2 protein-coding genes are annotated in these 1,070 nt (G+C 52.9%); both read right to left on the bottom strand.

All coding sequences use genetic code 11. The features are described from left to right. Positions 1-110 precede the first annotated feature (110 nt). Complete coding sequence (nusG, locus tag ACIOYV_RS33155; protein WP_054052239.1) at positions 111-644, bottom strand: transcription termination/antitermination protein NusG; 534 nt, start codon at positions 642-644, stop codon at positions 111-113. 9 nt (positions 645-653) lie between these two features. After that, a complete protein-coding gene (secE, locus tag ACIOYV_RS33150) occupies positions 654-983 on the bottom strand; it encodes a preprotein translocase subunit SecE (protein ID WP_401330694.1) in 330 nt (109 codons plus the stop codon). Between the last annotated feature and the right edge of the window lie 87 nt (positions 984-1,070).

Here is a 1,070-nt window from a genome sequence, read left to right as displayed (position 1 = left end):
CTCCAATTACGGGTTCGAACGCCTCGAAAGGCTCCCCGGTTACTTGCGCGTTATCCCAGTGACGACAAAACCCCACAGCCTAGGGCTGCGGGGTTGGGATGCTTGTTCGGCTAGACCTTTTCGACCTGACTGAACTCTAGCTCTACCGGAGTAGAGCGACCGAAAATGAGCACCGCCACTTGGATCCGGCTCTTTTCGTAGTTAACTTCTTCGACCGTGCCAGTAAAATCAGCAAACGGCCCGTCGTTGACGCGCACCGATTCGCCTGGCTCGAAGAGAGTCTTCGGCTTCGGCTTGTCGCTACCATCAGCAACGCGACGCAGAATCGCTTCTGCCTCTTTATCTGTGATTGGCGCAGGCTTATCAGCGGTACCGCCGATGAAACCCATCACCCGAGGAGTATCCTTGACCAAGTGCCAAGTACCCTCATTCATGTCCATCTGAACCAGCACGTAACCTGGGAAGAACTTGCGCTCGCTTTTGCGTTTCTGGCCATTACGCATTTCAACCACTTCTTCAGTGGGAACCAGAATTTCGCCGAAGCCATCTTCCATGCCAGCCAGCTTTACGCGCTCTAACAGCGAGCGCATGACATGCTTCTCGTAACCGGAGTAAGCATGCACAACGTACCAACGCTTAGCCACGGGACACCCTTAGCCGACAATCAAGGAAACAAGCCAGCCGAGCAGGGAATCAAGCCCCCACAACAGCAACGCCATAACCAGAACAACAGCCACTACAATCAACGTGGTCTGCGTGGTTTCTTGGCGAGTTGGCCATACGACTTTACGAATCTCGGTGCGAGCTTCCTTAACCAGTACAAAGAAAGACTTGCCCTTGACTGTCTGCAGGCCTACAAAGGCAGCTACAGCAGCAATGGCGAGCAAAGCTAGTACGCGGTACAGGATCGGCGAAGCAGAGTAATACTGATTGCCAACAACGCCAACAACCACCAAAGCGACTACTACTAGCCACTTGAGCAGATCGAAGCGAGAGCCTTGAGCTTCAGCTTAAGGAGTCATATATGAAGATCCTGAGAAAAGAAAGCCAGACACACCAAGTGAAACTGG

This window comes from Pseudomonas sp. NPDC087342 (assembly GCF_044744265.1).
Lineage (GTDB): Bacteria > Pseudomonadota > Gammaproteobacteria > Pseudomonadales > Pseudomonadaceae > Aquipseudomonas > Aquipseudomonas nunensis.
The sequence above is the reverse complement of the archived record's forward strand: the minus strand, read 5'-3'. Positions and strand labels throughout refer to the sequence as shown.